The organism is Amycolatopsis sp. NPDC005961, from assembly GCF_040629235.1.
GTDB lineage: Bacteria > Actinomycetota > Actinomycetes > Mycobacteriales > Pseudonocardiaceae > Amycolatopsis > Amycolatopsis camponoti.
This window is the reverse complement of sequence record NZ_JBEXVF010000012.1, coordinates 163,327-183,090: the sequence shown is the minus strand read 5'-3', so window position 1 is coordinate 183,090 and position 19,764 is coordinate 163,327. Positions and strand designations below refer to the sequence as shown.

24 protein-coding genes are annotated in these 19,764 nt (G+C 72.8%); 13 read left to right on the top strand and 11 right to left on the bottom strand.

Annotated features, from left to right (window positions below; genetic code table 11):
- The first annotated feature begins 39 nt into the window (after positions 1–39).
- The 3 genes from ABZ342_RS14235 to ABZ342_RS14225 are packed head-to-tail and all read left to right on the top strand — an operon-like array spanning position 40 to position 2,769.
- Positions 40–1,077 (top strand): LLM class flavin-dependent oxidoreductase, encoded by a 1,038-nt coding sequence (locus ABZ342_RS14235; protein ID WP_360472705.1) that lies wholly within the window; start codon positions 40–42, stop codon positions 1,075–1,077.
- Positions 1,070–2,107, top strand: coding sequence for an LLM class flavin-dependent oxidoreductase (locus ABZ342_RS14230; RefSeq protein ID WP_360472702.1), 1,038 nt, complete (start codon positions 1,070–1,072; stop codon positions 2,105–2,107). The genes ABZ342_RS14235 and ABZ342_RS14230 overlap by 8 nt, the downstream gene beginning before the upstream one ends.
- Entirely contained in the window at positions 2,104–2,769 is a 666-nt protein-coding gene (locus ABZ342_RS14225; RefSeq protein ID WP_360472700.1) for an NAD(P)-binding domain-containing protein, read from the top strand. Before ABZ342_RS14230 ends, ABZ342_RS14225 begins: the two co-directional genes overlap by 4 nt.
- Here the strand turns inward: ABZ342_RS14225 and ABZ342_RS14220 are convergent.
- Both ABZ342_RS14220 and ABZ342_RS14215 read right to left on the bottom strand, forming a co-directional pair.
- Entirely contained in the window at positions 2,702–3,103 is a 402-nt protein-coding gene (locus tag ABZ342_RS14220; protein WP_360472697.1) for an ANTAR domain-containing protein, read from the bottom strand. The two genes, ABZ342_RS14225 and ABZ342_RS14220, sit on opposite strands and share 68 nt — an antisense overlap.
- A gap of 85 nt (positions 3,104–3,188) precedes the next feature.
- Entirely contained in the window at positions 3,189–4,562 is a 1,374-nt protein-coding gene (locus ABZ342_RS14215) for an MFS transporter (protein ID WP_360472694.1), read from the bottom strand.
- Positions 4,563–4,655: 93 nt separating this feature from the next.
- On the opposite strand from ABZ342_RS14215, the gene ABZ342_RS14210 reads away from it, so the two are divergent.
- From ABZ342_RS14210 to ABZ342_RS14200, 3 genes are all read left to right on the top strand, one after another.
- Entirely contained in the window at positions 4,656–5,174 is a 519-nt protein-coding gene (locus ABZ342_RS14210; protein ID WP_360472691.1) for a helix-turn-helix domain-containing protein, read from the top strand.
- A 67-nt stretch (positions 5,175–5,241) separates the two neighbouring features.
- A complete protein-coding gene (locus tag ABZ342_RS14205) occupies positions 5,242–5,799 on the top strand; it encodes a TetR/AcrR family transcriptional regulator (protein WP_360472688.1) in 558 nt (185 codons plus the stop codon).
- Positions 5,800–5,810: 11 nt separating this feature from the next.
- On the top strand, positions 5,811–6,545 hold the full coding sequence (locus ABZ342_RS14200) for a cupin domain-containing protein (RefSeq protein WP_360472685.1): 735 nt from the start codon (positions 5,811–5,813) through the stop codon (positions 6,543–6,545).
- Between the two features lie 6 nt (positions 6,546–6,551).
- Here the strand turns inward: ABZ342_RS14200 and ABZ342_RS14195 are convergent, their stop codons facing one another.
- Both ABZ342_RS14195 and ABZ342_RS14190 read right to left on the bottom strand, forming a co-directional pair.
- Positions 6,552–7,028 (bottom strand): hypothetical protein, encoded by a 477-nt coding sequence (locus tag ABZ342_RS14195; RefSeq protein ID WP_360472682.1) that lies wholly within the window; start codon positions 7,026–7,028, stop codon positions 6,552–6,554.
- A gap of 45 nt (positions 7,029–7,073) precedes the next feature.
- Complete coding sequence (locus ABZ342_RS14190) at positions 7,074–7,955, bottom strand: SDR family oxidoreductase (RefSeq protein WP_360472679.1); 882 nt, start codon at positions 7,953–7,955, stop codon at positions 7,074–7,076.
- Positions 7,956–8,065: 110 nt separating this feature from the next.
- On the opposite strand from ABZ342_RS14190, the gene ABZ342_RS14185 reads away from it, so the two are divergent.
- Together ABZ342_RS14185 and ABZ342_RS14180 are read left to right on the top strand one after the other, a co-directional pair.
- Positions 8,066–8,635: a helix-turn-helix domain-containing protein gene (locus ABZ342_RS14185; RefSeq protein WP_360472677.1), complete on the top strand. Its 570-nt coding sequence runs from the start codon at positions 8,066–8,068 to the stop codon at positions 8,633–8,635.
- Positions 8,632–9,399, top strand: a complete 768-nt coding sequence (locus tag ABZ342_RS14180; RefSeq protein ID WP_360472674.1) for an SDR family oxidoreductase — start codon at positions 8,632–8,634, stop codon at positions 9,397–9,399. The genes ABZ342_RS14185 and ABZ342_RS14180 overlap by 4 nt, the downstream gene beginning before the upstream one ends.
- Before the next feature lie 62 nt (positions 9,400–9,461).
- Here ABZ342_RS14180 and ABZ342_RS14175 read toward each other — a convergent pair whose 3' ends face one another.
- Both ABZ342_RS14175 and ABZ342_RS14170 read right to left on the bottom strand, forming a co-directional pair.
- Complete coding sequence (locus ABZ342_RS14175; protein ID WP_360472671.1) at positions 9,462–10,148, bottom strand: Rieske (2Fe-2S) protein; 687 nt, start codon at positions 10,146–10,148, stop codon at positions 9,462–9,464.
- Positions 10,145–10,726: a sigma-70 family RNA polymerase sigma factor gene (locus tag ABZ342_RS14170; protein ID WP_360472668.1), complete on the bottom strand. Its 582-nt coding sequence runs from the start codon at positions 10,724–10,726 to the stop codon at positions 10,145–10,147. Before ABZ342_RS14170 ends, ABZ342_RS14175 begins: the two co-directional genes overlap by 4 nt.
- A 114-nt stretch (positions 10,727–10,840) precedes the next feature.
- Here ABZ342_RS14170 and ABZ342_RS14165 point away from each other — a divergent pair, with 114 nt between their 5' ends.
- On the top strand, positions 10,841–12,109 hold the full coding sequence (locus ABZ342_RS14165; RefSeq protein ID WP_360472665.1) for a vanadium-dependent haloperoxidase: 1,269 nt from the start codon (positions 10,841–10,843) through the stop codon (positions 12,107–12,109).
- 37 nt (positions 12,110–12,146) lie between these two features.
- On the opposite strand, the gene ABZ342_RS14160 is transcribed toward ABZ342_RS14165, so the two are convergent.
- Positions 12,147–12,650, bottom strand: coding sequence for a MarR family transcriptional regulator (locus ABZ342_RS14160; RefSeq protein WP_155543178.1), 504 nt, complete (start codon positions 12,648–12,650; stop codon positions 12,147–12,149).
- A gap of 62 nt (positions 12,651–12,712) precedes the next feature.
- Here ABZ342_RS14160 and ABZ342_RS14155 point away from each other — a divergent pair, with 62 nt between their 5' ends.
- Complete coding sequence (locus ABZ342_RS14155; protein ID WP_155543177.1) at positions 12,713–13,138, top strand: DUF6069 family protein; 426 nt, start codon at positions 12,713–12,715, stop codon at positions 13,136–13,138.
- A 10-nt stretch (positions 13,139–13,148) separates the two neighbouring features.
- Positions 13,149–13,751: a hypothetical protein gene (locus ABZ342_RS14150; RefSeq protein WP_360472661.1), complete on the top strand. Its 603-nt coding sequence runs from the start codon at positions 13,149–13,151 to the stop codon at positions 13,749–13,751.
- A gap of 64 nt (positions 13,752–13,815) precedes the next feature.
- On the opposite strand, the gene ABZ342_RS14145 is transcribed toward ABZ342_RS14150, so the two are convergent.
- Together ABZ342_RS14145 and ABZ342_RS14140 are read right to left on the bottom strand one after the other, a co-directional pair.
- Positions 13,816–14,472 (bottom strand): amidohydrolase family protein, encoded by a 657-nt coding sequence (locus ABZ342_RS14145; protein WP_360472658.1) that lies wholly within the window; start codon positions 14,470–14,472, stop codon positions 13,816–13,818.
- Between the two features lie 30 nt (positions 14,473–14,502).
- Positions 14,503–15,615 carry an NAD(P)/FAD-dependent oxidoreductase gene (locus ABZ342_RS14140; protein WP_360472655.1) on the bottom strand — a complete coding sequence of 371 codons (1,113 nt, stop codon included), beginning with the start codon at positions 15,613–15,615 and terminating at the stop codon, positions 14,503–14,505.
- 63 nt (positions 15,616–15,678) lie between these two features.
- On the opposite strand from ABZ342_RS14140, the gene ABZ342_RS14135 reads away from it, so the two are divergent.
- Both ABZ342_RS14135 and ABZ342_RS14130 read left to right on the top strand, forming a co-directional pair.
- Positions 15,679–16,356, top strand: coding sequence for a TetR/AcrR family transcriptional regulator (locus tag ABZ342_RS14135; RefSeq protein WP_360472652.1), 678 nt, complete (start codon positions 15,679–15,681; stop codon positions 16,354–16,356).
- Between the two features lie 88 nt (positions 16,357–16,444).
- Complete coding sequence (locus ABZ342_RS14130; protein ID WP_360472649.1) at positions 16,445–18,094, top strand: CotH kinase family protein; 1,650 nt, start codon at positions 16,445–16,447, stop codon at positions 18,092–18,094.
- Between the two features lies 1 nt (position 18,095).
- Here ABZ342_RS14130 and ABZ342_RS14125 read toward each other — a convergent pair whose 3' ends face one another.
- Together ABZ342_RS14125 and ABZ342_RS14120 are read right to left on the bottom strand one after the other, a co-directional pair.
- Positions 18,096–18,968 (bottom strand): hypothetical protein, encoded by an 873-nt coding sequence (locus ABZ342_RS14125; protein WP_360472646.1) that lies wholly within the window; start codon positions 18,966–18,968, stop codon positions 18,096–18,098.
- Positions 18,969–19,020: 52 nt separating this feature from the next.
- On the bottom strand, positions 19,021–19,740 hold the full coding sequence (locus tag ABZ342_RS14120; RefSeq protein WP_360472643.1) for a TetR family transcriptional regulator: 720 nt from the start codon (positions 19,738–19,740) through the stop codon (positions 19,021–19,023).
- Positions 19,741–19,764: the final 24 nt, after the last annotated feature.

Below are 19,764 nucleotides of genomic sequence, written 5' to 3'. Positions count from 1 at the left end.
ATCGAGCGAATGATTGACGTGTCAATCAAGGGAGCCACGATGATCGAGCTGGGACTGAACTCGTTCGGCGAGGTCGCCACGGACGACGGCCGCGCGCTGAGCGACGCGGAGACCGTCCGGTTGCTGGTCGAGGAGGCACGGCTGGCCGAATCGGCGGGTCTGGACGTCTTCAGCGTCGGCGAGCACTACCGCGAGGGCCACAACGACAGCGCCACGCCCGTGCTGCTGGCGGCGATCGCGACGGCGACCGAGCGCCTCAAGCTCGGCACCTCGGTGACCGTCCTGAGCACCCAGGACCCGGTGCGCCTCTACCACGAGTTCTCCACCCTCGACGCCGTCTCGGACGGACGCGCCCAGCTGGTGCTGGGCCGGGCCTCGGCGACGGAGTCGTTCCCGCTGTTCGGCTACGACCTCGCCGACTACGAGCGGCTCTTCGAGGAGAAGCTCGACCTGTTCCTGCGGCTGCAGCGCGAGGAGAGCGTCACCTGGTCCGGCGGGACACGCGCGCCGCTGACCGAACAGACGCTGCACCCCCGGATGCGTCCGGGCGGGATCCCGACCTGGATCGGCGTCGGCGGCAGCCCGGACTCGGTGGTGCGGGCGGCCCGCCACGGGCTCCCGCCCATGCTGGCGATCATCGGCGGCCGCCCGCAGCGGTTCGCCGGCCACGTCGAGCTGTACCGGCGAGCGCTCGAGCAGTTCGGGCAGTCACCGCAGCCCATCGGGCAGCACTCCCTCGGCCTGATCGCGGACACCGACGAGGAAGCCGTCGAGACCTGGTGGCGGTACTGGCACCCGGTCGTGACGCGGATCGCCGCCGAACGCGGCTTCTACGAACCGGATCGCCGCCGCTATCTGTCCGAAGTGGACACCGGGACCCTGTTCGTCGGCTCCCCGGACACGGTCGCCCGCAAGATCGCGACCGTGGCGCGCGACCTGCGCCTGAGCCGCTTCGACCTCAAGTACGACATCATGCACCTGCCGCGGGCCGCCCGGGCCCGGACGATCGAGCTGCTCGGCAGCGAGGTCGCGCCGCGGGTGCGCGAACTGCTCGCGAAGGAGCCTTCCCGTGTCTGACGTGCAATTCGGCCTCGACACCTTCGGCGACGTCCCCGAGGACGACGCCGGCCGGCCGCTTTCCCACGCCGCCGCCATCCGGCAGGTGGTCGACGAAGCCGTCCTCGCCGACGAGATCGGGGTGGACGTGATCGCCCTCGGCGAGCACCACCGTCCCGAGTACTCCATCTCGACGCCCGAAACCGTGCTGGCCGGCATCGCCACCCGGACGTCGCGGATCCGGCTGTCCTCCGGCGTCACGGTGCTGAGCTCCGACGACCCCGTCCGCGTGTTCCAGCGCTTCGCGACGGTCGACGCCCTCTCCGACGGCCGCGCCGAGGTCATCCTCGGCCGGGGCTCGTTCACCGAGTCGTTCCCGCTGTTCGGCTACGACCTGAGCGACTACGACGCGCTTTTCGAGGAGAAGCTCGACCTGTTCGTGCGGCTGCTCGACGAGAAACCCGTGAGCTGGCAGGGAAAACTGCGGCCATCGCTGGAGGAGGCCGACGTCTACCCGAAGACCGAGTCCGGCCGGCTGACGACGTGGGTCGGCGTCGGCGGGTCACCCCAGTCGGTCATCCGGACCGCCCACCACGGCCTCCCGCTCATGCTGGCGATCATCGGCGGACCGCCGCAGCGCTTCGCGCCCTACCTCGACCTGTACCGCAAGGCGGCCGCGCAGTTCGGCACCACCGCCCACCCGGTCGGCATGCACTCCCCCGGGTTCGTCGCCGACACCGACGACGAGGCGCGCGAGGTGTTCTGGCCGCGCTACCGCGTGATCCGCGACCGGATCGGCGCGTTGCGCGGCTGGGCGCCGATCCGGCGCGAAGAGTACGACCGCGAGATCGAGCACGGTTCGCTCTACATCGGGTCCCCCGAGACCGTCGCCCGCAAGATCGCCGGCGCGGTCGCGGAGCTGGGCGTCGGCCGGTTCGACCTCATCTACAGCTCGGGATCGCAGCCGGCGAGCGCGCGTCTGCGCGCCGTCGAGCTGTACGGCACCAAGGTGATCCCGCTGGTGCGCGACATCCTTTCGGAGGCGAAATGATCATCGGCATCCTCGGCGCGGGCAAGGTCGGCACGGTCCTGGCCCGGCTCGCCCTCGCCGCCGGGCACGAGGTGCTCGTGGCCGGCTCGGGCGCGGCGGACAAGATCGCACTGACGGTCGACGTCCTCACGCCCGGCGCGATCGCGACGACCGCGCCGGACGCGGCGGCGAAGGCGGACGTCGTGCTACTCGCGCTGCCGCTGGGCAAGTACCGCACCGTCCCGGTGGAAGCGCTGGCCGGGAAGCTCGTCGTCGACGCGATGAACTACTGGTGGGAGGTCGACGGCGTCCGCGACGACCTGCTCGTGTCGACCAGCGAGACCGTGCAGTCCTTTTTGGACGGGTCACGCGTCGTGAAGGCGTTCAACCACATGGGCTACCACGATCTCGAGGACGAGGCCCGCCCCGCGGGAACACCGGGCCGCAAGGCGATCGCGGTCGCCGGCAACGACCCGGCCGACGTGGCGCGCGTGGCCGAGCTGGTCGACGCACTGGGCTTCGACCCGCTCCTCGCCGGTTCCCTGGCCGAGGGCGTCCGGCTCGAACCGGGCGCCGAAGCCTTCGGCGCGAACGTCACCGCCGGCGAGCTGCGCGTCATGCTCGACCGGTTCCCCGAGTCGGAGCGAGGCCGGCTCGTCGCCCGGTCAGGAGCCGTTTCTTAGCGGGCGGACGACCGTCGGGGCGCTCGCCGCGGTGGCCGACCAGCCACTCCGCGACCTCGCGCAGCTTCCGGTTGGCGTGCTGCGAAGCGTGCACCAGCATCGAAAACGCGCGCTCGGCGTCGATGTCGTGCCACTCCACGAGGATGCCCTTGGCCATCCCGATCACGCCACGGGCGCCCAGGGCCGCGCGCAGGTGTGCTCGGTCGGCGCGACCGTGGTGATCACGCCGTTCCCCAGCAGGTTCACCCCCGCCGACGTGCTCGACGGCCGCCCGGGTGATCGTCGCCAGCGCGTCCGGCTCGGCCTGCGGATCGCGAGCCACTTCGCTGAGCACCGAAGCCAGTCCGCCCCGCCGAGGCCTGCCCACCTCGCCTCGTGTCCATCAAGACCGGTTACCCGTGCGGGGGCGGCACCCACCGTCAGGCCGCGACCGCCGCCGTGGCGCGCTTCGCCCGGACTGTCAATGCCGCGATCGCCGCCGCGCCCACCAGCGATACCGCAATGCCCACGAGGACCGCGGTGTTCCAGCCCGCGGTCAGCGTCGCCGGCGTCGGCGTGCCGTGGACCGCCAGCACGCTGACCACGGTGACGCCTAGCGCCGCGCCGACGTAGCGGCTCGTGTTGTTGATGCCGCTGCCCATGCCGGCCCGGTGCGGCGGCACGCTCGCCACCGCTTCCCGCCCGAGCGACGCGTTCACCACGCCCGTCCCGAAGCCCGCGACCACCAGGCCCGGCAGCAGGGCCGCCGGCGCCGAGGCCGGGGTGACGAACGCGAGCGGGACCAGCCCCGCGGCCACCACGACGAAGCCCGCGCTCAGCCGCGCACCGCCGGAGAGCGCGGCCGGGAGCCGGCGCGTGAGCAGTGCCGAAACCACGCTCGTCGCCGACCAGCCCAGCACCACGAGCGCCGCCGTCAGGGGGCTGACCGCGAGGCCGTTCTCGAGCATCGTGCCGAGGAACGCCATCAGCGCGGTCACCCCGGCACCCGCCACGAACGCGCCCGCCGTCGCCGACACCAGCGCCGGGCGGCGGAAGAGTGCCAGGTCGAGCATCCCGCCGCCGGCGGAGTTCTGGTGGGCGAAGAACGCGGCGAGCAGCACGACCGCCGCCGCGACGAGGGTCAGTTCGAGGGGGCTCGTCCAGCCCTGCCTGCCTTCGGTCAGCGCGGCCAGCAGCGCCGCGAGTCCGCCGCCCAGCAGCAGCGCGCGGGGCAGGTCGACCGTCCGCGCCCGCGCCGAAACGGACTCCTCCAGCAGGACCCACCCGAGCACGGCCACCCCGAGCGACAGCACCGTGATCACGACGTAGAGCACGCGCCAGTCGTGGTTCAGGGCCGCGCCCGCCAACGGGCCGATCGCGATGCCCGCACCGACGCAGGCGCCCCACAGCCCGGTGGCGCGGGCGCGACCGGCGGCGTCCGGGAACGCGGGTCCGAGCACCGCGAGCCCGCACGCGATCAGCGCGGCGGAGCCGAGGCCTTCGACGACCCGGCCGCCGATGAACATCAGCGGGGCGGGCGCGACCGCGCACAGCACGGACCCCACAGCCGTCACGAGGGCGCCGGCGACGAAGACGCGCCGACGGCCGAAGTCGTCGCCGACCGCGCCGGCCGGCAGCAGCGCGACGGCCAGGCCGAGGCTCATCGAGCTGAGGATCCACGACGTCGCGACCGCGCCGGCCCCGAGGCCGCCGGCCACGGCCGGGACGATCGAGAGCGGCGCGGTGAAGACGAAGAGAGCGAGCAGGGTCGCGCCGCCGGAAGCGACGAGTACGGCTCCGGTGCGGCTGGCCATGCGGACTCCATTGATTCGGTGACCGAACTCTTCCGCCGGAAGGCTAGCACGATTGGTTCGATGAACGAACTATTTTGTGGCAGACTGGGACTCATGGCACTCCCCCGCGAATACACCAACCAGGCCTGCTCGATGGTCCGCGCCCTGGAGATCGTCGGAGAGCGCTGGACGCTGCTGATCGTCCGCGACGCCGTCTTCGGCGTCCGCCGCTTCAGCGACTTCGTCGAGCACCTCGGCATCCCGCGCGCGGTCCTGACCGAACGACTGGAGTTCCTGATCGGCGAAGGCGTGCTGGACCGCGTCCCGGGCCCCGGCAAGCGCAGCGAGTACGAGCTGACGGCGAAGGGCCGCGGGCTCTGGCCGGTCATCCGGGCCCTGTCGGCCTGGGGCGACGAGCACTACGCGCCGAGCGGGCGGCGCCGCGTGTTCGTCCACGCGGGTTGCGAGGGCGAAGTCGCGCAGTCGGGCACCTGCCGGCACTGCGGCGAAGAGGTGGCGCTCGCCGAGACGGTGATGACGCCCGGCCCGGGACTGACGCCGCCGTCCCCGGAAGACGGCCAGGTCAGCGCGGTCCTCGCGCGGCCGCGCCCCCTCCTCCAGCCCGTGCACTGAGTTCTCCCGCCGAGTTTCGAGGGCACGACCCTGGTTTCTGTACCTACTGGTATGTACAGTGCTCGGCGTGAGCACCAGGGACCAGCTCGTCGACAGCACCCGTGAGCTGTTGTGGGAACGCGGCTACGTGGGCACCAGCCCCAAGGCCATCCAGCAGCACGCCGGCGCCGGGCAAGGCAGCATGTACCACCACTTCTCCGGCAAGCGGGAGCTGGCCCTGGAGGCCGTGCGGCGCAGCGCGGACGAGCTGCTGGCGGCCGCCGAGGCCCAGCTGCGCACGCCCGGGACCGCCGTCGAGCGGATCACCGCGTACCTGCGTCGTGAGCGCGAAGTGCTCAAGGGCTGCCCCATCGGCCGGCTCACGCAGGACCCCGACATCGTCGCCGACCCGGAGCTGCGCGCGCCGGTCGACGAGACCCTGAGGCGCCTGCGGGCCCGGCTGGCCGAGGTTCTGGACGAGGGCCGGGCCGCGGGTGAGCTGCCGGCCGGGCTGGACACCGCGGCGCTGGCGGCCACCGTCGTCGCCGTCCTGCAGGGCGGCTATGTGCTCGCTCGCGCCGCCGCCGCACCCGAACCGTTCGACCAGGCCGTTTCCGGCGTTCTCTCCCTGCTCACCGCTCTCTGAGGAGTCCTTTCGTGCACGTCCGTCCCGCTCCGCCGACCAGCACCGCCGCACCCGCTTCGGCGATCACCGGCAGCGCCTGGGTCACGTCGCTGGCCGTCCCCGACGGGCCGTCACGGACTCAGGTCGACCGCGTGCAGTTCGCGCCCGGCGCCCGTACGCGCTGGCACCGGCACCCGCTCGGCCAGGTCCTCGTCGTCACCGACGGAACCGGGTACGTGCAACGCCGCGGCGGCCCGGCCCAGCTGGTCCGGCCCGGCGACACGGTCCGCGTCGCCGCCGGCGAATGGCACTGGCACGGCGCGACCGACACTTCGCCGATGACGCACCTGGCCATCGAAGAGATCCCCGCCGACGGCACGCCCACGGAGATCGGCGACCCGGTCGCGGGCGCCGAACCCGCACCCGCCACCGCCCCGCCGGTGAGCCGGACCCTGGTGCTGGAGCAGCGGCTCCCGGCGCCCCGCCTGGTCGACCTGGTCGAGATCCGCCGCATCACGATCGCCCCCGGCCACGGCTCCGGCCTGCACGTCCACAATGGACCGGTGTTCGGCAGCGTCGAGGCCGGTTCGGCGGTGTACGAGATCGAGGGCGGACCGGCGTCGGTACTGCGGCCGGGCGACGTGTTCTACGAGCCGGAGGCAGCACGCATCGCCCGTTTCGACGCGCAGGACGACGGCGTCACGTTCATCGCCCACTTTCCCGTGGGACCGGGGGAAACCCCGCGCTTGGACCTGCTCGACAGCTAGGGCCGGTCAGTCCACCGGGACGTGGTCACCGCCGGCCCGGGCGGCGGCGAGTGCGGGATGCGTGGACGCACGGGTCATGAAGCGCCCCCGCACGACCCGGACGTAGGCACCGTCGAGGGGAAAGACGAGCACGAACTCCGGCCCGTCGTTTCCGCGCAGGACGGCTCCCTTTCTCAGGTTGTCGAGGAACTCGATGATGTCGTGTTCGATCTCTTCGGCGAATTCCCGCTGCTCGCTCCGCGAGATGTCGTACAGATCGGTGTCGATTGCGTAGGTGGCGCGCCTGCCGCCCACCGGGTCCCGCGCCTCGAACTCCAACCCGAGCCACCGCCGCGGCTCGACGACCACGGTCGCCTGCCACGTCGTTCCGCCGAGCTGCCACGTCGACCCGGCGCCGGCCTCCTCGGCGACGACCGTCCACGTGGTGGTCGCCTCGAGTTCTCGGAGGAAGTCGAGGAGCCGCCGGCCCACTCCGGATGTCATGTACCCACCACTTCTCGCGGCAGCGCCGACGGAATCAGGGGAAGTCTAGGCGGGCGCCGCGAAGTAGTCGCCGTTCTCCAGGTCTTCCAGCAAGCCCGGGTGACCGGGCGTCCAGCCGAGCAGCTGCCGCGTCCCGGCACTCGAGACCGGCCCGTCGAAGCCGTGGACCCGGGCCATGAACGGGCTCGCGAAATGCGACGCGGCCTCCTCCGGCGTCAGGGAAACCGCGGGCAGGCCGAGCTTCCGGGCGACCGTCTCCGCGATGTCCTTGAACGTCACATTCTCGGCCACGCCGTGCAGCACGCTCCCGGCCGGAGTCTCCTCCAAGGCCAGCCGGAACAGGACGGCCGCGTCGCGGCGGTGGACCGCGGGCCAGCGGTTGCCGCCGTCGCCGACGTACGCCGAGACGCCGGTCTTGCGCGCCGTGGCGATGAGCATCGGGATGAAGCCGTGGTCCCGCGGGCCGTGGACGGTGGGCGCCAGCCGGACCACCGTGCCGCCGGCGTCCAGGCACGCCCGCTCGCCCGGGATGCGGAAGCCGGCGATGCCGTGCGCGTCGGGCTCATCCCGTTCGGTGCTCTCCCGGCCGCCGGGCAGGACCAGCGTCCCCGACGTGCTGACGAACGGCTTGCCCGCCGCCCGGCCGAGCGCCTCGATCGCCGCCGTGTCGCGCCGCGTCAGGTCGTCCGGATCGGCGAAGTCGCCGCCGAACGCCATGTGCAGGACGCCGTCGGCCGCCTCGGCCCCGCGGCGCAGAACATCGAGATCCTCCAGCGAGCCGCGGAGTACGGCGGCTCCCCACGATTCCAGCCGCGCGGCCGCGGCCTCCGAGCGTGCGAGGCCGGTGACGGCGTGGCCGGCCGAGAGAAGCTCGGCGACGACGGTGGGACCGGTCTGGCCGGAACCCCCGGTGACGAAGACATGCATGCGAAGACTCCCGTCGAGACGACTTAGTGCCAGTCGCTGACACTACGCGTAGCGCCAGTGACTGGCGCAACGTGACGCCAGTCACTGGCGGAATGCGGTAGCCTCGGCTCGTGCCACGAAGCGGAGCAGAAGCGCGCCGCCGCCTCCAGCAGGCGGCCCTCGAGCTGTACGGGGAACGCGGGTTCGACCGGACCACCACCGCGGAGATCGCCGCGCGCGCCGGCCTCAACGAGCGCACCTACTTCCGGCACTTCGCGGACAAGCGCGAAGTGCTCTTCGACGGCGAAGCCGACCTGCGCGACACGATGACCGAGGCGGTGGCCGAAGCCCCCGACGGCCTGACGCCGTACGAGATCCTGCTGCGCGCGTTCCGGAAGGCCGCGCGGATCCTCGAAGCCAACCGCCCGTTCTCCGAGCCGCGGCTGGCGATCATCGCCGCGACCCCGGCGCTGCGCGAACGCGAACTGGCCAAGCACGCCTCACTCACCGACGCGCTGGCGGAAGCACTGCGGGAGCGGGGCATCCGAAGCGGGGCGGCGGGCCTGGCCGCGCAGACCGGCTGGGCGACCTTCCACCACGCGGCCCAGGCCTGGATCGACGACCCCGCGCAGAGCCTGGACATCCATCTCTCGCAAGCTTTCGACGAACTGCGGGCCCTGTCGACGGGAGGCGGACGATGACCGGGCAAAGAGGCGTACTGGTCACGGGCGGCTCCCGCGGCATCGGCCGGGCCACCGCCGTGGCCTTCGCGGCGCGCGGCTACCGCGTGGCCGTCCACTACGCGACCCGGCGCGACGACGCCGAGGCGACGCTGCGCGAGCTGGCGGGCTCCGGACACACGTGCATCGCCGGCGACCTGGGCGACCCGGCCGCGGCGCGCCAGGTCGTCGACGAAGCGATCGCGACGCTCGGCCGCGTCGACGTCCTGGTCAACAACGCCGCCCAGGCCCCGACGGAACAGACTCGCCACGCCGTGGCCGAGGTCGGCTACGACCAGTGGGTGGAGGTGTGGCGGCGCACGGTCGACGTCAACCTCCTCGGCGCCGCCAACGTCACCTGGGCGGTGGCCCGCCACCTGATCGAGGACGGCCGCCCGGGCAGCGTCGTCAACGTCGGCTCGCGCGGCGCGTTCCGCGGCGAACCCGAGCACCCGGCCTACGGCGCGAGCAAGGCCGCGCTGCACGCCTTCGGCCAGTCGATGGCGATCGCCCTGGCCCCGCACGGGATTTCCGTGACGTCGGTGGCGCCCGGGTTCGTCGCCACCGAACGCCAGGAAGCCAAGCTCGCCGGCCCGGGCGGCGAAGCGCTGCGGGACCAGAGCCCGTTCGGCCGGGTCGGCACCGCCGAGGACGTCGCCGCGGCGATCGTCCACCTCGCCTCACCGGAAGCGGCGTGGAGCTCCGGCGCGATCCTCGACGTCAACGGCGCCTCGCACCTGCGCTGAACGGCGGACGAGCGCGACCCGGTGCCGGTGACCGTGGTGCCCTGCCAGGAAACGCGCGGGGGTCACGCTCCGGCCGGCGGGACCAGCACCTCGACCACTCCCCCGGCTTCGCGCACCACCAGGTGCGGCAGCGGCGGCGGCGTCACCGGCAGCTGGTGCGTCAGGACCACGCCGTCGACCGCGAACGCCGTCCGGTGGCACGGGCAGTCCAGCCGCCGCGCCGGGGCGTCCAGGTTCAGCCGGCAGCCCAGGTGCGTGCAGGTCGCCGAAACCGCGCTGACCTGCCCGCCCGAACGCCGGACGAACCCCGCCACGGCGCCGAAGTCGAACGGCAGCACCCCGCCTTCGGGCAGGTCCTGCGCCGCAACGACGGCCCGCCACCGGCCGTTCTCGGGCCGCAGCGTCTCCTCCGGCGTGGGTGGCGGCTCGGCCGCCGTCTCGCCTCCCGACGTCACCAGGTACTCGACGCCGGCGCCCGCCGCGGCCGCCACCGCCGCGGCCGAGGACACCTGGATGAACCGGCGGCGGGTGCCGCCGCGCCCGGGCGCCGGTTCCCCGAGCTCCTGGGCGAGCCGCCGGTGCAGCCCGGCGACGAACTCCTCGCTCGCCGCTCCGGCTCCCGGCCGGGCGGCACGCAGCAGCACCGCGGTCCGCAGCTCGGCTTCGTCACCGGGGCCGGCCTCGAACGGGCGCGGCCGGCGCCGGCGCAGGAGGTCCTTGACGTACCGGCGGACGCCTCGAGTGGTCACGTCTCCGTCCCTTCCGCGAGCTGGGCCGCCTGTCGCAACGCGCGGTGCTGCAGCACCTTCGCGTTGCCGACGGTGATGCCGAGCTCCGCCGCCGCTTCCTTGAGCGAGCACGCCTGCAGGAACCGCAGCCGCAGGATGCGGCCGTACCGTTCGGGCAGCTGACGGAGGATCGCCTCGGCGCGGGCCGGGGTCCGCGGGTCGATCGCGCCGGCTTCGAAGGCCGCGATGTCGCGCTCCTCGTCCAGGGCCGTGATCTCCCGGCCGAGCGTGCGCCGCCAGTGCCCGGCCAGCACCGTCCGCGCGGTGGCCAGCAGGTACGCCCGGACCTCGCCCACGCTCGCCGAGACGCGCAACGGCCGCAACGCCGTCAGGAAGACCTCCGTGGTGAGGTCCTCCGCGTCGGGCCGGTTGCCGACCTTCGAGAACATCAGCCGGTAGACGCGGTCGACGTTGTCGCGGTAGACCGCCTCCCAGTCCGGGTAGACGTCCGCGCCGACCGCGTGCAGCCGCGCGCGGGGCGCTTCGCCCGCGTCGTCCCCTTCGGCGCGTCTGCGCCGGAACCGCTGTGCCACCGGCACCGCCCGCCTTCTCCCCTGCCGATTCTTCTCGCCACTTGAGGGATACGCGACGGGGTTACGCCGTAACCGGCGGGCGTATCGGCAAGTGGACCATCCAGTTACCCGGGGAGAGAAATGACCACATCGATGTCGCGCCGGCACCTGTTCGTCACCGGCGGGACGGCCGCCGCCGTGCTCGCCACCACCGGCATGCGGTCGACGGCCACCGCGGCCCCGGCCCGGCGCGGCGGCGCGGACGTCGTCGTCGCCTGGAACCGCGAGCTGCTGGCCACCGTGCGCACGGCCGGTCTCCAGCCCGCGACCGTGCACCCGACCCGCGCCTTCGCCCTGCTGCACGCGGCGATCCACGACGCGGTCGTCGCGACGGCCGGGACCGGGCGGCCCTACCTGTTCACCGTCGACGTCCCGGGTGCGGCGGCCCCGGAAGCCGCCGCCGCTCAGTCCGCGCACGACGTCCTGGCCGCGCTGTACCCCACCCGGGCCGGCGAGTTCGGCAGCCTGCTGGCGGGACAGCTCGCCGCGGTGGATCCGGCGCGGCGCGAGGGCGGGGTGCGGGCCGGGCGCCTGGTCGCCCGGCTGCTGCTGGGCCTGCGCGCCGACGACGGTTCGGCCGCGGTCCCGCCGGTGCTGCCGCCGGGGACGGCACCCGGGCAGTACCGGCCGTCCCCGCCCGCGTTCGCGCCCGCCGCGTTCACCCACTGGGCCGCGGTGACGCCGTTCGTGCTCGACCGGGCGAGCCGGTTCCGGCCGGCGCCCTACCCCGCGCTGGGCGGCGCCCGCTACGCGAAGGCGGTGCGCGAAGTCGCGGCGGCCGGGCGCGACACCAGCACCACCCGCACCGCCGACGAGACCCAGCGGGCGCGGTTCTGGGCCGCGCCGATCTGGAACTACTGGAACGAGATCGCCCAGTCGGTCGTCGGCGGTTCCCGGAGCGGCCTGCTGGTCGCGGCGCGGGTGTTCGCGCGGCTGAACCTGGCGTTCGCGGACGCGGTGATCGCGTTCTACGAGGCGAAGTACCACTACCGGATCTGGCGGCCGATCACCGCGATCCGCCTGGCCGGCGAGGACGGGAACCCGGCGACGGACGGCGTCCCGGACTGGTCGAGCCTGGCGACCACCCCGGCGGACCCGGCGTACCCGGGCGCGCACAGCGTCGTCTCGCAGGCGGGTGCCCTGGTGCTGCGGGGAGAGTACGGGCCTCGGTGGGCCCTGGACGTGACGTCCGAAGCGCTGCCGGGCGTGGTCCGGCGGTTCGCGACGTTCCAGGACGTCGCCGACGAGGCGGGCCTGAGCCGCATCGTCGCGGGCGTCCACACCCGGCTCGACCACGAAGCCGGGCGGCAGCTGGGCACCGACGTCGCCGGGTTCGTCCTCCGGTCGTGACGCCGCGCTGACGGGGCCTGGCCGGCGCGGTCGCCGGTCAGGCTTTCGGCCGTTTGAGGACTTCGGTGGGCAGCCCGAGGTTCTCGACGATCCGCTCGACGGCGTCCCCGAGCCGCAGGAAGTCGTCGCCGAGCGGGTCGACCACCAGGCGCCGCACGTTCGCCACGTGCGCGGGCGACGCGTCCGCGAGGTGCGCGCGGCCGGCGTCGGTCAGGGTCGCGGTCGTGAACCGGCGGCCCTGGCCGGTGCACACCTTCCGCGTCACCCACCCGCGATCCTCCATCCGGGCCACCGCGTGCGAAATCCGCGGCAGCGACCCGTTGGCCATCTCCGCGATCTCGCTCATCCGCAGGCTTTCCCCCGGCACGACCGAAAGCCGCGCCAGGATCATGTAGCCCAGCAGCGTCAGGTCGGCGTCCCGAAGCAGCTGGCTCTCCAGCGCGCCCGGCAGCGTGAGCAGGACCTTCGCCAGGTTGATCCACACACGCCGCTCTTCTTTGCCGAGCCGGTCGAACGGCTCCTCGGTTTCCTGCTCGCCCACGCTTGACTTTAACACGCAACTCGACCTACCTTTGGGTTTAACACGCAACCCAAGGAGGAGCGATGACCACCACCGCCACCCGGACGCCCGCCACGGCCCTTCGCCTGGGGGTCGCCGTCGTGGCGGCCGCCGCCGTCAACACCGCCATCGCGCTGACGGCGTCCTCGCTCGACGACGGCGGGATCGGCATGGGCCTCAACGCCGCGTCCTACCTGCCGGCGACCGTGCTCGGACTGCTCCTCGGCACCGCCGGCTGGATCCTGATCGCCCGCCGGGCCCCGAAGGCGCTGCGCGTCGTCGTCCCCGCGGTCCTCGTCCTGACCTGGGTGCCGGACCTGCTGATCCTCAACGCCGGGGCCACCGCCGCGAACGTCGTCGGGCTGATGCTCATGCACCTGGTGGTCACGACGGCGGTCGTCCTCGCGCTGCGCCCGACCCTGCGGGAGGCGAACGCGGTGCCGGCGGCTCCGGGGCAGGTCGCCCGGTAACGTCTCCGGGATGGACTGGGAACCGACTCGGCGATCACTGCACGGCGTCGCGGAACTGCTGCTGGCCGGCCCGCAGCACCGCGCGACCGAGCGCATCGAGCTCCAGGTGGCCGAAGGTGGTTTCGCGACCGTCGCCGGACCCGCGCTGCGCGTCGAAGGCGCCGAGCTCGTGACGGACTCCGCCCGAATGCCGCTGGCCGGGCGCACTTACGCCGACGTCGCGGCGGAGGCCGGGCTCGAGGCGGGCGAGCCCGCGGGCGTCTACTCCGGCGGTCCCGGAGTCCGCCCCGAGGAGACGATCACCTTCGCCGCGGACGCGCTGAAGAGCCTCCTCGCGGCCTTCGCCACCGGGGACCGGGCGCTGCGCGCGTTCGCCCCGGGCAGCACGCCGGTGCTGTGGCCGGAGCACTTCGACGTCGCGATCGTCCTCGACGAGGTCAACTACGGCGTCTCCCCCGGCGACGGCTACCTGGGCGAGCCCTACGCGTACGTCGGCCCGTTCGAGGCACGCGAGGGCGAGTTCTGGAACGCGCCGTTCGGGGCCGCCCGCCCGCTGCGCGACCTCGACGGCGAGGTGACGGCGTTCTTCCGCGCCGGCCGCGAACTACTCTGAGCCCGGACCGGCGAGCCACGGGAAGAGGCGGCGCAGGTGGTGAGCTCCCGCCACGTGGTCCCGGTCAGTTGGACGGCCGCGTCGATGGTCGCCAGCTGAGCGCCGACCGGGTCCAGCAGAAGTCGCTGCCGTACAGCAGCCGCCGGGTGCCGAACGCGCGCTCGAACGCCGGAACCTGGTGCGGGAAAGACGTTCCCGCGATGTCGAACCACAGGTCGCGACCTGCTCTGGGACCGTCGGGCCGCCCGCGTTCCCGGCCGACGCGGTGCGGAACAGCTCCAGAGGTTCGGCCACCGGCGGCAGCACGCCGCCGCCGTGGGTGAAGATCCACGGGATCCGCGGGGTATCGCCGGAGAGTTCCGGTGAAGGCCAGGTCGCTCCCGGCCCGGGCGGTGTCGAAGAGGAACTCCAGCCTCGGCCGCGGCCGACCGAGCGCGATCGCCCCGGCGTGCGGCGGCGACGTCGGGTGGACGAACACCGGCGTCCGGCGGCGTTCCAGTTCCGTCCACAGTGGAGCGAAGGCCGGGTCGCCGAGGTAGCGCCCGCCCGCGTTGGTCTCGATCGTCACGCCGTCACCGCCCAGCTCGTCGACCGCGTGGGCCACTTCGGCGAGCGCCGTCCACATCGGACAGCGGCAGTGCAGGCTAACCCCTGGGATGACGGGGACGGGCAGCATCGGCGCGGCGGCCGCCGAGGTGCTCTCCGCGGCCGCGGTGAGCACCGACGCCGGGGTGACGGCGTTCGCGCGGGTTCACCGACCTTCCGGGGCGAACATGGCGAGCAGGCCGCGGGGTGAGTCGTCGCCGAAGAGGAGTTCGTGGAGCTCGTTGCCGTCGGCGGCCGACTCGGCGCTCCGGGGGAACATCGCCCGCTCGAACTCGGCCAGGGCGGTCTCCACGTCGTCGTGTGCGGCCAGGGCCTTGCCCAGCTCGGCGCCGTCGAGCATGGCGAGGTTCGCGCCTTCGCCGTTCGGGGTGGCGAGGTGGGCGGCGTCGCCGACCAGCGTCACGCCCGGGACGCGGTCCCACCGGTGCTCGACCGGCAGGGTGTGGAGCGGGCGCAGCACCGGTGCGGTGTCGCCGTCGGTGATCAGCGCGGTCAGCTCGGGAGCCCAGCCTTCGAACTCGCGCGCGGTCCGCTCGACGGCGGCGGCCGCGTCGGTGAAGTCGCCGAACCACTCCACCGGCTCGGTCAGCGCCACGTAGGTGTGCAGCGTGCCGTCCTTTTCGCGGTGGGCCTGGATCCCCTTGCCCGGGGCCGGCGCGAGCAGGGCCCCGCCGCCGACGGCTTTCGCGGCGGCCGGGTGCCGGGTGTCGCTGTCGTACAGGAAGGTCTCGACGTACGAGCGCCCGATGTACTCGGGCACGGCGTCCGACAGCAGCGGCCGGACCTTCGACCAGGCGCCGTCCGCGCCGACCAGCAGGGTCGTGGTGACGGTCGCGCCGCCGGCGAAGGTCACCTCGTGCCGGCCGCCGCCCAGCGCGCGGACGCCGGTGACCTTGTGTCCCCAGTGGACGGTGCCATCCGGCAGCGAGTCGAGCAGCAGCTGCCGCAGCTCGCCGCGCGGCACTTCGGGGCGGCCTCCGGTGCCGTCGTCGGGCTCGTCGTAGAGGACCGAGCCGTCGCGGTCGAGGATCCGGGTGGCCTCGTGCCCTTCCAGGATCAGCCCGCGGAACCCGTCGGTCAGGCCGGCCGCTTCGAGGGCGACCTGACCGGTCTTTTCGTGGATGTCGAGCAGGCCGCCCTGCTTGCGGGCGGCCGGGGACGCTTCGGCCTCGTAGACGGTGGCCGCGATGCCGTGGACGTGCAGGACGCGGGCGAGGACGAGCCCGCCGAGACCGGCTCCGATGATCGTGACGTTCATGATGCCTCCTTATGGAATGTCATTCCATATTGGAACAGCGTTCCAGACATGTCAAGATGAGGCATGACACCACGCACCCGCCGGCGCACCGAAGCACTCAGCCGGGACCGGATCGTCGAGGCGGCGGTCGAGCTGCTCGACGCGGGCGGCGAGGCCGGGCTGACGTTCCGGACGCTGACCGAACGCCTCGAGACCGGGGCGGGAGCGATCTACTGGCACGTGGCGAACAAGGACGAGCTCCTGGCCGCGGCCACCGACGGCGTCGTCGCCGCGGCGCTGGCGGTCGGCTCCCCCGGCTCGCCGCCCGACGAGATCCGCGCGGTCGCGCTCGGGTTGTTCGAGGCGATCGAGCGGCACCCGTGGCTGGCGACGCAGCTCGCCTTGCAGTTCTCCCGCAGCCCGTCGGGCTCGGTGACGCCCCGGATCTTCGAGGCGATCGGCCGGCGGGTCCGGTCGCTGGGCGTGCCCGCGGGACACCGGTTCACCACGACGTCGGCCTTGGTCAGCTACATCCTCGGCGCCGCGGGCCAGAACGCGGCGAACGCGCAGAGCGCGGCACACACGAACCGGGCCGAGTTCCTCGACGCGGTGTCGGACGCCTGGGAGGAGCTGGACGCGCAGGAATACCCGTTCATGCGGGAGATCGCGGCCGAGCAGCGCGGGCACGACGACCGCGAGCAGTTCCTCGCCGGGGTGGACCTCGTGCTCGCCGGCATCACCGCCGTCCACCGAGCCGGGTGAAACAGCCACCGGAAACAGCGCGACCATAAAATTCATTGCTGAATTTTCCGCGCGCCCGATCACGGAAACCCGGTCGTACACTGGCGGCATGGGCGACCAGGAACAGCAAGCACTCGATTCCCTCTACGAGATCGAAAATGTGCTGACGATCGACATCACGATGCCCGCGGCCGACTGGGAAGCGGTGCGCACCGAACAGCCGGCCGGCGGCACGTGCAACTTCGACTGGGCCGGCGGCAGCCGTTACACCTGGCGGAAAGCCACGTCGGTCGCGATATCCGGGATGCGGTTCCCCGCCCGTACGTCGTTTTCCGACGTGGGGATCAAGAAGAAGTCCTTCTGCGGCTCGATCAACAGCGACAAACCGTGCCTGCACATCGACTTCGGGAAGTTCCTCGACGCCAACAAGGCGCCGGTCCAGAACCTGATCGGTTCGCGGTACCTGACGCTCAACAACTCGGTCCAGGACCTGTCGTTCGTCCGGCAGCTGTTCGGCTACAAACTGTTCGAGCTCGCCGGTCTCCCCCATTCCCGCGGCAACTTCGCCCGGGTGCTCGTGAACGGCACCCCGATCGGCCAGGGCGTCGCCGGCGTCACCGCCCCCGGCGTCTTCGTGAACGTCGAGCCGATCATGCCGCGGTACATCGAGCGCAATTTCAAGCACCGGAAAGGCAATCTGTACGAGCTCGAACACCAGGACGACTTCGTTGGCAAGCGGTTCGATCTCATCGGCGTGGAACCGCTGTCGGAGTTCGAGGACAAGGCCGACCTGCGCCTGGCCATCGACCACATCGCCGCGCACGGGCTGGCGGGCGCGAGCGAGGTGTTCGACCTCGACCAGTTCGTCAAGGTCTACGCGATGGAGTTCTTCCTCAAGCACTGGGACGGCTACTCCCGCAACACCAACAACACCTACGTGTACAACGACGTGGACGCCGTCGCCGCACCCGGACTGGGCGACGTCCGCTTCAAGATGATTCCGTGGGGCCTCGACCAGACCCTGCAGCCCGCCCGGCACTTCCGGCTCGACACCGCCGGGCTGCTCGCCAAGCTGGTGCGCGACGACCCGGGCCGCCGGGCCCAGCTGATCGGCCAGATCCGCGCCTACCGCGAAAGCGTGTTCGGCCACCGGACCCAGGAAAAGGTCCTCAAGCCGCTGCTCGAACGGATGGCGGGGCTGCTCACGGGACTGGGGGTGCCGGACGTGCCCACCCAGGTCACGACGGTGCGCAAGCAGCTCCGGCTCGCCACCTCCGCCGGCTACCTCTGCGGCGGCCTGCCGGGGGCCGACGGCGCCTACGTCCGCGAGGACATCACCAACGAGTGCATGCACGCCGATTCCGCGGAAGCCGTGCCGGCGGATCCGGGGAGCTTCGAAGTCGTCCACCGGCCTCGGCCGGCCGGGCTCGAAGACGCGGATCTGTGGTGCTTCGACGTTCTCGGCACCGGGAAGTCGCTCGCCGCCAAGGGAACCGGGCGGTTCCTGCACGCGAGCACGACGACGTCGAGCCAGGGCCACGAACTGCTCGGCACACGCGCGGCGGACAATTCCGAGCACGCCGAAGAATTCTCCGTCACGCCGGTCGCCCCGCCGGACGACCCCTTCACCTTCAGCGGCTATTTCACGCTGGCGAGCGTCCGGACCGGGGCGAACGTGGCTTTCGGAACCGATCCCACGGCGAGCGGGCGGCCCCGGGTCGTCCAGGACGCCACGGCGTCGCAACTGTACTTCTCCTGATTCACAGGACCGCGTAACCGCCGCCGTCGTCGACGATGAGGATCTTCCGCTCGTCGCCGAGGGAGAACGTCGTGACGCCTTCCGGCTTCGCGGTCCGGTGGAAGGTGATGTCGAGCAGCCGGACGCTGTCGTCTCCGCGGCGCCAGGTGCCGAGCCGGAACGGCGCGTCGCCGTGGCTGGCCGACCGGCCGAGCAGCAGCAGGAGGCCGCCGGTTCGCTCGTCGCCCGAGATGTCGCGGATACCCTGCGGCGCCGCCGATCGGGGGACGCCGATGGACAGCAGCGTCGGCGTCCCCAGCGACCCGGTCGTCCACTGCCCGCCCAGGTCGACCGGGACGCGGACCATAGCGACGCGGCCGGGGACGGCCGGTCCCCGCAGGCCGAACAGCAACGCGCCCGCGTCCCACGCGAGGCCCTCGACGTTCAGCCCGCCCGCGTCCGGTTCCAGCCGTCCGGCGGCGGCGAGGGACGGCATGTGCTCGAGCAGCCACTCGCGGAACGCGTCCATCGGCTCGGCCGGCAGGTCCCCGTCGGGGCGGTACCGGACGCGCACCAGTCCGTCGTCGACCCGCCGCCCGGCCTTCGCGACCGCCAGCGAGGAAGCCACGACGAGGAACGTCTCGCCGTCCCGGTCGGCCCGGGTGAGACCTTCGGGGTCACCCAGGCCACCCGCGCCGATCAGCCGGCGCCGGTGGATCCGTTCCACGGTCTCCACGGGAGCGTCGAACGTCATTTCGAACAACGCGGTGGGGTCTTTGTTGTCGACGAAGGCGAACCGCCGGGTGCCCGTCCGCACCACGCCCGAGGCGTTGAACGGAACTCCGCCGTTCTCTTCCGGGAACGGCGCCGGCTTGACGTTCTTCCGCTTCGCCACCGATCGAGTGTAAACCGCTTTCCGCCGCCGTGGCACTCAGTGCCAGTGGTGCTCAGCCGCGCAGGACTTCGCCGACCCGGGCGACGACCTCGCGCAAGGGCGTCGCCGTCGTCAGGACCGCGACGACGGTGGCCTCGTCGCCACCGGGAGCCCGGAACGCGTCGATGACCAGCGCGAACGCCTCGGCGGCGGTGGCCTTGATGTCGCCGGTGCCGCCGGTGCGCAGCCAGCGCCGGAGGACGTGGTTGTTGGCGGCCGCGATCGCCGCCGCGGCCACGGCCGCGCGTAGGCTCGCCGTCTCGTCGCCCTGCTCCTCGTAGCGCGCCTGCAGGTAGCGGGCGAGCACGCGCTGGTAGCGGTCGACGGTCGCGACCTCCTTGTCCCGCAACGAGGGAACCGTGCGGGTCAGGGCGAACCGCTTGAGCGAGACGTCGAGGTCGGTGGCGTAGGAGTCGAGCACCAGGCCGACCGCGGCGCACGCCACCTCGACCGGGTCGCGGCCCGGATCGGCCGCGGCGAAGGCCTCTTCCATCTCCGCCACGATCTCGTCGTGGTTGGCGAACAGGACGTCGTCCTTGGCGTCGAAGTACCGGAAGAACGTGCGGCGCCCGACCCCGGCGGCGGCCGCGATGTCGTCCACGGTGGTGGCCTCGTAACCGTTGGCCGCGAACAGGTCCACGGCCGCGGAGGCGAGGGCGCGGCGCAGCTGCCGCCGGCCCGCGGGGGTCGCCCCGACCCGGGTGGCCGGCGCGCGGCGCGGCGAATCCGTCATGGCCGGACGGTAGCAGCCGCCCTT

Bases quoted from the DNA above. Each gene is read 5' to 3' on its own strand.
- ABZ342_RS14235 (WP_360472705.1), top strand. From the start codon at position 40: ATGATCGAGCTGGGACTGAACTCGTTCGGCGAGGTCGCCACGGACGAC.
- ABZ342_RS14225 (WP_360472700.1), top strand. From the start codon at position 2,104: ATGATCATCGGCATCCTCGGCGCGGGCAAGGTCGGCACGGTCCTGGCC.
- ABZ342_RS14215 (WP_360472694.1), bottom strand. From the start codon at position 4,562: ATGGCCAGCCGCACCGGAGCCGTACTCGTCGCTTCCGGCGGCGCGACC.
- ABZ342_RS14210 (WP_360472691.1), top strand. From the start codon at position 4,656: ATGGCACTCCCCCGCGAATACACCAACCAGGCCTGCTCGATGGTCCGC.
- ABZ342_RS14195 (WP_360472682.1), bottom strand. From the start codon at position 7,028: ATGACATCCGGAGTGGGCCGGCGGCTCCTCGACTTCCTCCGAGAACTC.
- ABZ342_RS14190 (WP_360472679.1), bottom strand. From the start codon at position 7,955: ATGCATGTCTTCGTCACCGGGGGTTCCGGCCAGACCGGTCCCACCGTC.
- ABZ342_RS14180 (WP_360472674.1), top strand. From the start codon at position 8,632: ATGACCGGGCAAAGAGGCGTACTGGTCACGGGCGGCTCCCGCGGCATC.
- ABZ342_RS14165 (WP_360472665.1), top strand. From the start codon at position 10,841: ATGACCACATCGATGTCGCGCCGGCACCTGTTCGTCACCGGCGGGACG.
- ABZ342_RS14155 (WP_155543177.1), top strand. From the start codon at position 12,713: ATGACCACCACCGCCACCCGGACGCCCGCCACGGCCCTTCGCCTGGGG.
- ABZ342_RS14150 (WP_360472661.1), top strand. From the start codon at position 13,149: ATGGACTGGGAACCGACTCGGCGATCACTGCACGGCGTCGCGGAACTG.
- ABZ342_RS14140 (WP_360472655.1), bottom strand. From the start codon at position 15,615: ATGAACGTCACGATCATCGGAGCCGGTCTCGGCGGGCTCGTCCTCGCC.
- ABZ342_RS14135 (WP_360472652.1), top strand. From the start codon at position 15,679: ATGACACCACGCACCCGCCGGCGCACCGAAGCACTCAGCCGGGACCGG.
- ABZ342_RS14130 (WP_360472649.1), top strand. From the start codon at position 16,445: ATGGGCGACCAGGAACAGCAAGCACTCGATTCCCTCTACGAGATCGAA.
- ABZ342_RS14120 (WP_360472643.1), bottom strand. From the start codon at position 19,740: ATGACGGATTCGCCGCGCCGCGCGCCGGCCACCCGGGTCGGGGCGACC.